The organism is Oscillibacter sp., assembly GCF_032018205.1.
Classification (GTDB): domain Bacteria; phylum Bacillota; class Clostridia; order Oscillospirales; family Oscillospiraceae; genus Oscillibacter.
Genome location: NZ_DALZOY010000012.1, coordinates 3981 through 12369 on the forward strand (window position 1 = coordinate 3981; position 8389 = coordinate 12369).

7 protein-coding genes are annotated in these 8389 nt (G+C 47.0%); 1 reads left to right on the forward strand and 6 read right to left on the reverse strand.

Going from position 1 to position 8389, the window contains the following annotated elements; genetic code table 11:
- A partial coding sequence (locus RTU96_RS14780; protein WP_397356866.1) for a collagen-like protein occupies positions 1 to 985 on the reverse strand: 985 nt, incomplete at its 3' end.
- Positions 986 to 2390: 1405 nt separating this feature from the next.
- Here RTU96_RS14780 and RTU96_RS10265 point away from each other — a divergent pair.
- Positions 2391 to 2840 (forward strand): hypothetical protein, encoded by a 450-nt coding sequence (locus tag RTU96_RS10265; protein WP_312636497.1) that lies wholly within the window; start codon positions 2391 to 2393, stop codon positions 2838 to 2840.
- 554 nt (positions 2841 to 3394) lie between these two features.
- Here the strand turns inward: RTU96_RS10265 and RTU96_RS10270 are convergent.
- From RTU96_RS10270 to RTU96_RS10290, 5 genes are all read right to left on the reverse strand, one after another.
- The gene (locus RTU96_RS10270) at positions 3395 to 4390 is read right to left on the reverse strand and encodes a DUF4868 domain-containing protein (RefSeq protein ID WP_312636498.1); all 996 of its coding nucleotides are present in this window, start codon (positions 4388 to 4390) and stop codon (positions 3395 to 3397) included.
- A gap of 20 nt (positions 4391 to 4410) precedes the next feature.
- Positions 4411 to 5100, reverse strand: a complete 690-nt coding sequence (locus RTU96_RS10275) for a hypothetical protein (protein WP_312636499.1) — start codon at positions 5098 to 5100, stop codon at positions 4411 to 4413.
- 142 nt (positions 5101 to 5242) lie between these two features.
- Positions 5243 to 6622: a recombinase family protein gene (locus tag RTU96_RS10280; RefSeq protein WP_312636500.1), complete on the reverse strand. Its 1380-nt coding sequence runs from the start codon at positions 6620 to 6622 to the stop codon at positions 5243 to 5245.
- A gap of 18 nt (positions 6623 to 6640) precedes the next feature.
- Positions 6641 to 7282 (reverse strand): KilA-N domain-containing protein, encoded by a 642-nt coding sequence (locus RTU96_RS10285; RefSeq protein WP_312636501.1) that lies wholly within the window; start codon positions 7280 to 7282, stop codon positions 6641 to 6643.
- A 52-nt stretch (positions 7283 to 7334) separates the two neighbouring features.
- Positions 7335 to 7967, reverse strand: coding sequence for a recombinase family protein (locus tag RTU96_RS10290; RefSeq protein WP_312636502.1), 633 nt, complete (start codon positions 7965 to 7967; stop codon positions 7335 to 7337).
- Positions 7968 to 8389 lie beyond the last annotated feature (422 nt).

The window sequence follows — 8389 nt, forward strand, 5'->3', positions numbered from 1 at the left end:
CACCATCAGCGCCGTCTGCACCAGCGGGACCAGTGGGGCCTTCAGGGCCAGTTGCACCATCAGCGCCGTCTGCACCTGCAGGGCCAGTAGGACCTTCGGGGCCGGTTGCACCATCAGCACCGTCTGCACCAGCGGGGCCGGTGGGACCTTCAGGGCCAGTTGCACCATCAGCGCCGTCTGCACCTGCAGGGCCGGTGGGACCTTCAGGGCCGGTTGCGCCGTCAGTGCCGTCTGCACCCGCAGGACCAGTGGGGCCTGCGGGGCCGGTGGGACCGATGTCGCCCTGCGGGCCGGTGGGGCCGGTAACGCTTGGATTCTCAATGGTAACAATAGCAGAGCCTGGTGTTACCGTAATATCAAGTGTGGTAGATTCAAAAATTAAGTCATCGCCATATTCCAAAGGCACTGTACCGGTAGTCCCAACTACATTAAAAAGGAAATCTCCAGGGTCGAGTGTCCCGGTAGGCCCCGTTGGTCCGATTGGACCGGTAGGTCCGATATCACCCTGCGGGCCAGTTACGCCGATTGGGCCTGTCGGGCCAGTTGGGCCAACATCGCCTTGTATCCCTTGTGGTCCTTCCGGCCCTTGGCAACCTTGCGCACCTTGCGGCCCTTGTGGACCTTCCGTCCCGGCAGGTCCTTCCGGTCCTATTGGACCAGCCGGTCCAGGTATGCCCTGAGGACCCTGTGAGCCTTCCGGTCCCGGACCTCCTTGCGGACCTGCGGGTCCAGTATTTCCTCTGGGACCAATCGGGCCGGGGATGCCCTGTGCACCTGCCGGACCAGGGTTTCCACGGGGCCCGATGGCCCCCTGACAACCGGGATCACCCTGAGGCCCGATATCGCCGCGAACGCCTTGAGGCCCTTGGGGTCCTATCTGTCCCTGCGGTCCACGGGAGCCCGCAGGTCCGGGGCAACCAGCGTCGCCCTTGTTGCCCTGATCTCCTTTTGGACCTTTTGGGCCTCTGATTCCCTCGGTTCCCATAGGTCCAGCAGATCCTTGCGGACCTTGATAGCCGATGTCGCCTTTCGGACCGGGGCACCCGGGATCGCCTTTTGGCCCCCGGGCCCCCTCAGGTCCACGAGGGCCCGGGGGACCAACGGGACAATTCGGATTATAATTTGGAGTGGTAGAGCAAGACGCACATCCGGATCTTGCGCTCCCATTAGTGGGTTCGCTCGATTCGAGGGTGTCGTATTCATGCCTATCATTATTCACCATAGCGCTATTCCTCTCGATGATTCTAGAATAAGAGTGCTTACTCTTAATAACAATGTATGTGCGAGCCAACATTGAGGTGCCGATTATACTCTCTTATCAAGAACTGAATACACCTTTGCCGCCAAGTCTTCATATTCTGGAATAAAGCAGTATATTAAGTTCGATAAGCATACAAGGGGAGTGTATTTTGAATCAGTATCGCTTTAATAATACATATAGTGTAGCGGGAGGGTGCAACAATCCCAACTGCCCTGTATGCGCAAAACGTACCAGCAACTGTTGTTGCGCGGTCGGGCCGCCTGGTCCGGAAGGGAAACCCGGACAACCTGGTCCGCAAGGGCCACGCGGCTGTCCTGGTCCTCAGGGCATGCCGGGCTATGTCGGGCCGCAAGGTGAGGTTGGTCCTGTTGGCACAACTGGCCCTCAGGGGTCTCCAGGTATCCCCGGGCCTATAGGGCCTACTGGTCCGCAAGGAGATCCAGGTGGACCCATAGGTCCTGCCGGTCCACAAGGCATTCCCGGCCCCGCAGGATCACAAGGGCCGCAAGGCGAAGTTGGTCCTGCTGGCCCAACTGGCCCTTAGGGGTCTCCAGGTATCCCCGGGCCTATAGGGCCTACTGGTCCGCAAGGAGATCCAGGTGGACCCATAGGTCCGGCTGGACCACAAGGCATTCCCGGCCCCTCGGGATCGCAAGGACCACAAGGAGAAACAGGCCCTGTTGGCCCTGCCGGTTGGCAGGGGGAGACAGGTTCCGTTGGCCCACAGGGTATCCCGGGAGCACAAGGCCTTCAGGGATGTCCAGGGCCACAAGGATATCCCGGTTCTCAAGGCTCTCAGGGGGATCCTGGAATACGTGGAGATGCGGGGCCACAGGGGGAACCCGGTTGTCAGGGACCTATTGGTCCAAAGGGAAATCCCGGTCCGGTTGGCCCGATGGGCCCCGCTGGCCCACGCGGACCGAGAGGAGATATAGGACCTGTCGGCTGTCAGGGACCTGCAGGCATGGAAGGACCTCAGGGTGATCGGGGGGTGGAAGGCCCGGCCGGCCCCATGGGATCCGAGGGTCCCGCTGGCTCCATGGGGCCTCAAGGGCCACAGGGCTCCAGAGGTTGTCAAGGGCCAGAGGGCCCTCAGGGAGAAAGAGGCAATTCCGGCCCAATAGGTCCTATGGGTCCGGCAGGTTCGGCAGTTTCCCTTGCCGGTGCACAGTATGCAGATGTATGTCCCAAAGAACGAACAGAGCGTATATACGTTTCAGGTAAAATCATAAAGTTTAATACAGAAATCACGAACGGAGCGCCATATATAAGCTACGATTCTGCAGAAGGTACGTTTGTAATAAGTAGGCCTGGTAAATACGTGATAAACCTTATGCTGTTTGCATCCAATGTCATTGACGGAAGTAAAACAAAAATTATTCTTGAACTAAACGGAGTAATTGCAGCCTTCCATGAGGTTGTTTTGTCAACAGATTCTTTTTCTCCAGTTTCATTCACAGATGTCATTCAGGTAAACTGCGAAAACACTGATCTGCGTATTTTAAACAGTGGAAAAAACATGGTACTAAATGAATTTGCGGAAGCTGTTTCCAGTATATCTCTTTGGGGTCTTGTATAGGGGCAGCTGTAGCAGTGTAGCAATGGTCTGCCGAATGTCACAAGGCTCTCCGAATCATAACAGGCCATTTTCCTGTTTCGCTTTTATCTCGCCAGAATAAATTTTCCTTTCCAGAAAACAAAAAAGCCGGAGAATAAAAGTGCATTCTTACACTCCACTGCTCCGGCTTAAGTCGTTGTTCTCTTATTTTATTGATTGGGTTATATAAAGCCCCGATTCCGTTTCGGCATTTCTGCAATTCGGAAAGAGCGCTGTCGGTACTCATTTATTCTTGTTTCTACGGTAAAACGCCGTGTGTGCAGGTTCAAATCTATAGTTTTATTCAAATTACCCTTATGATATCTACGGAATTGAACTCTTTTTGGACGGGCATTTTGAGGGTAAAAAGGTCCGGAAACGCCGGATGTCCTGCGGTTTTTACCGCAGGACATCCATTATTGACGTTAATTATGTAAAAACCGTAGAAAAAAGATTTTTAAACGCAAGTAAAATATAACACCATCTAAGTGAAATATATGTTTCTATAGTTAATTATTATTTTTTAGAGGAAAAACTCATTGCATTTGTCCTATAGGTAGTGCTACCGTTTTTACATCCGTATCATATTCTGTATCCGTTACATCAGAGCGAGTATATCTCTCATCAAACAAATCAATAAGACTCTCTACTTCACCATATGTATTCAAGGTAATTTGATTTGTATCTTGATTGAAATTGAATTTTCCTTGCCACCGGGCTAATGAATTAATTTTAGCTATTAGCTGTTCCGGCGTTAAATTTAATACTCTCGATGAACCAATACGCATCATCTTCCTAGCGTATTTCGTTTTTCCTCTGCTAATATATTCAGTCATTTTCTCAGTATTGGCAACGATATTTTTCTGAACTATACTTTGAACTGTCTGTTGTGCAGATTGATATATATAATCTTGGAATCCAAAATATTTCTGGAGAAGTGTGGTATTGCTCGTAATTAGACAGTTATCTATAATCAGAACATCTATCTTTTTTGCTATTGTAAGCAAATTTTCATTTTGTTCCGAAAATACAACCTGATTTTCAAATTGCATCAGCCGTGCCATGATATTTGTTTTTTTCTTATTTGGCACCATAATACTCCAAAGTTGTTGGTACAACCAAATAGTATTTCCACCTTTTCTAAGCTGAAAGACAAGACCAAACGCATCTGTCAAATCCGCTGTGGAGAAATCTCCAATTTCGTTATCGTCATTCAAATATACAAATGGCTGAAAGTTTTCTCCCTGTTCAAAGATTAAGTACTTATTTTGGTTATCTGCCAATTGACGGCCATCTGCATACTCTGCTTCTTGCGATAAATACTGTTCACCAAGAATATTAAAGAACATCTCTTTTAGTATTGTTCTGAAATTCTTGCCCTGCTCATTGGGTTCTTCGGATAACGACATTCTTTTTAGCTTCGGAGAATCTTTCTTGACCAAAAATGCCTCCAACCCGCATTGTGTAAAATTATCATAATAATCTTTAAGTTTTACCCTGATCTGTTCTTCGTTTAAGTTTACTTCAGGCATCTTTTTCTTCCTTTCTTCATTTAGTCGTTGTAAATGACAAAAACACCATCTGAGATGTATTTTCGTTTTATCACAGCATCTTCTACTACTGGAGTACCACGCGTAATTCCTATATATACTTTTTCCGAGTGAGTAATGTCATTTGCTGAATTGGAAAATTTAAATGAAAATGTTCTGTACTTCATGGCCGAAAGCACCGGATTTTGATAAAAAGTGTTGGAACTTGTTAATAGCAGGATAACCATTATAAGCATTGTCAAGAATACCGTCAGCTCTCTAACTGATTGAACATCATCTGTCAGCAGAGGTAGCACATAGGTCACTAAGAACGTTGCACCACTATCATTAGACGTTTCCTCAATAATTATTTGTTCACCCATAGCTTTGAATCCAGCTTTTTGAATTCCATTAAAGCCTAACGCAATAGCTATCGTGAGAATCAACCAGCAGATACCTATAAGTGAAACTACGAACCCGCCAAATGAAGAATGATTTAATACGATTGGAATTGTTGCTGTGCCCTTTTCGATAAAGGTATTAATAAATTTATAAATCAAGTCCCAATACAAGTTAAAATTGAAATGCTTGATAGTCAATAGTAAAAAAAGAGGGGCAAAGGACTGTATAACAAGACTTCTCTTTAAGTTCAAATTTTCAGTTTGCATATCACCACCACCATTCTTATATTCCAAAGCTAATATACTATCCAAAATGACGCCACAACATATTTATAATTCTTCATTAACTTCTTCTAATAAATTTTAAAATTGCCCACTTATCTTCAATGTGCCTTTCTTTCCGTAAAATTTCCTGGGTTTCGCTCAGCCGTAAATCCCTATAATAATTTGCAAGCTATTTATATTCAATCTCAAATCTATCCTCATCTATTACAACTACTTTCTGAATCAGCTGCCTCGCCAAGATATCATCATACTCCAGCGTCAACCTTTGGCTAAACAGTTCTTCCAGAGCGGCCCTTGTGAAAGCTGCATCCGAAGCCAGTTGCGCCGCATCAAGCAGGGCTTCCTGCAGCAGTGGGAAATCAATTTCGCTTTTAATTCTATTGGCAATGGCATCATGTACTACCCCTTCTTCAACCGTCGGCGAATCACAGGTCTTCTTACCCAACTCAATTCGTCTCAGGCAGCGCCAAACGATTTTCTTCCCCTCCGGTCGTGTCCACGTCACCCTGCGGTATAGGGCTCCACAATTACCACAGGTGAGCAGATTGCTCAACGCATATTTCCCGCTATGCTTTGACCTCCCGGTTTTGCCATGTATGGAACGCTGCGGCAAGCTGGCACGCCGGGCGATTTCCTCCTGAACCCGATAAAAGGTGTCTTTGTCAATAATCGCCGGATGGCAGTCGTGTACATAATATCTGGGAAGCTGTCCCACATTTTTCACTGAGCGCCGGGTAAAGAGGTCGGAGATAAATGTTTTCTGCAACAGGGCGTCTCCCATATATTTTTCATTGGAGAGGATATGCCGAACCACGCCATCTCTCCATTTTTCTTTACCGCGAATGGTTTTGATTCCCTCCGCCTCAAAGTCAGTGATTATTTTTGCCACACTCTGACCCTGGAGATAACGGGAAAAGATACGCCGAACAAGTTCTGCTTCTTCAGGGTCTATTTCAGGCTGCCCATCGGGGCCTTCTCGGTAACCAAGAAAGTTGCTGTAGATGTAATTGACTTTCCCATCCTTGAAGTTTTTACGGATTCCCCATTTAATGTTGCCGCTTAAAGACTCGCTTTCTGCCTGAGCCGCGCTCATCATAAAGGTGAGGACCAGCTCATTTTCAAGGGTCAGTGTGTTTATATTCTCTTTTTCAAAATAGACGCCGATCCCAAGTTCTTTGAGCTGCCGTATATAATCCAACCCGTCTAACGTGTTTCGTACAAAACGGGAAACAGATTTTGTGATGATTAAATCTATTTTCCCTTGCCGGCAGGCGCGGATCATTCGGTTAAATTCCTTCCTGCCTTTTGTCGCCGTCCCTGAGCTCCCCTGATCTGCATAAATTCTAACCAATACCCACGCGGGATTGATTTTGATTTTTTCATGATAGTATTCTACCTGTGACTGGTAGCTGGAAAGCTGCTCCTCCGAGTTCGTGGATACGCGGCAATAAGCGGCCACCCTGATAGGCTGAGCATGGAAACTGCCCGAAGCGGATTCTTCCGTTTCAGGTAGTATCTTGGTCACTTTCAGATTTCTGCTCTCACTCATTGTCGCATCGGCCTTTCTTTAACTACCGGAGCGCATTTCTAAAAACGTCAACTTGTATGTCGGGGATAGCCATAGCATAAATTCGCAGGCAATGACCGGATGGGCTAAGGTGCCACCGTTTCTACCTTGTTTCGAGATCAGCCCAACCGCGTTGGTTTGATCGATCCATTGCTTGGGAGTCATTGTAAAAGAGCCTGATTGCTGCTGCATTATGGCTTCATATCCCAATTGGTTAAAGTCAGTATTGTTCTCCGCTTCCCATAAAGACAAAAACTCCAGTGTATTACGGCTCCTCATCCAACTTTGGATGACATGAGCGGGGGAGTCCTCTGTAAATGTGCGAACAGCCTCCGTCAAAGAAACAAAAGCTGGGGGCTGTGGTTGAGTCTCGCCCGCAACGATCCGCTGAGGATTCTGCATTTCTACTGAGAAGGGTTCTCCGGTTGTCGAAATCGTGGTAGAGTCGGCGGAAATGGTAGTATGGACCTCTTGAATATCTTCGGCAGACACATCGGAAATATGAAAGTGTTCGTATAGAAAATGAGACATCTTCTCAAAGTCGCTCCGCGTAATTTTGCCTTCACTCAATAGTGTGGTAAGGTACTTTTCCTTTGCGATAACATGCATCACAAGACGATTGCTGCTCGTCAAGTTCTCCAAAACCACACCCCATTTCCTAAATATCCTAATTATATCACACAGTTCGACAGATTCACAGGCTAAGTTCCTGATATTCCCTTTGGACAAATTCCGGAGCCAGTGTCCCATTTGACAGAACCTGCACACATTCTAAACTTTCCTTAACAGCTTCAGGATCAAATTCCGAGATTCTGAGTATTTCACAAACAGCCTGCTTCAGTTCATTTTCCGGGAGCGAGGGGGCGTGATGGCAAACGGCCTTTCCATGCTTGACTCGATTGGAGCAGCGCCAGACGATCTCTCCGGAGGGTCGGATAATGCGCCAGTATACGCTACCGCATTCGGCACAAATAAAAAGGCCACTCAGTACATCTTTCGAATAATACTGGGTGGTCTTTCTCTTATTGGTATCCTCGTCTATGCTGCTGCGTTTACCCTTCTCATTCTGAATCGCAAAGTAATCGTCAAAGCTGATAACGGTATTTATATACTTGACGTTGCTCAGCATTTTATCAAGAACTGACTTGCTCCAACGCTCTTTGCTGGAGGGGGAGGGGATGTTCTGCTTAAAAAGGAAATCGGCAATACCGCCCAGACTCTTTCCGGAGATATACTGCCGATAGATTTCTTGTACAACCGCTACCTGTTCGGGAATGACCTCAAGCAAACCATTGTCAGACGCTCTAAATCCATATGTTTTTTTCATGTTCTACCTTCCTTTCAATTAATTAAAACCCAACTATATTCGCCTTTTAATGGTGAGGCGGATTAGCCCAAAACCTCAAAGTCAAGTATATGCGTGTTTTATATGGTCATCTTCGGGTACAAGCGCTCATTTCACCCTCATTTTCATAGATTTTAGGGCAGAAAACAAACAGGATTGCCTTTTACTTTCGTAAAAAACAATCCTGTTCTCTTTGGTCAGAGTGACAGGATTCGAACCTGCGGCATCCTGGTCCCAAATACGGATTTTGAGTTTTTTCTACTTATTTATAGATGTTTATAGTGGTTTTCGCTAGGTTTTACTTGCTCTTTGGCACTCTTGGCTACACTGTTTCCGCGTGCTCCGCACCCGTCTGTGGTAATCAATGTGGTCAAAAACGCTTCCCGCCTGGGGCCGGCGATTAT

Coding starts and splice junctions, on each gene's coding strand:
- RTU96_RS10270 (WP_312636498.1), bottom strand. CDS start 4,390: ATGCCTGAAGTAAACTTAAACGAAGAACAGATCAGGGTAAAACTTAAA.
- RTU96_RS10265 (WP_312636497.1), top strand. CDS start 2,391: ATGGGTCCGGCAGGTTCGGCAGTTTCCCTTGCCGGTGCACAGTATGCA.
- RTU96_RS10280 (WP_312636500.1), bottom strand. CDS start 6,622: ATGAGTGAGAGCAGAAATCTGAAAGTGACCAAGATACTACCTGAAACG.
- RTU96_RS10290 (WP_312636502.1), bottom strand. CDS start 7,967: ATGAAAAAAACATATGGATTTAGAGCGTCTGACAATGGTTTGCTTGAG.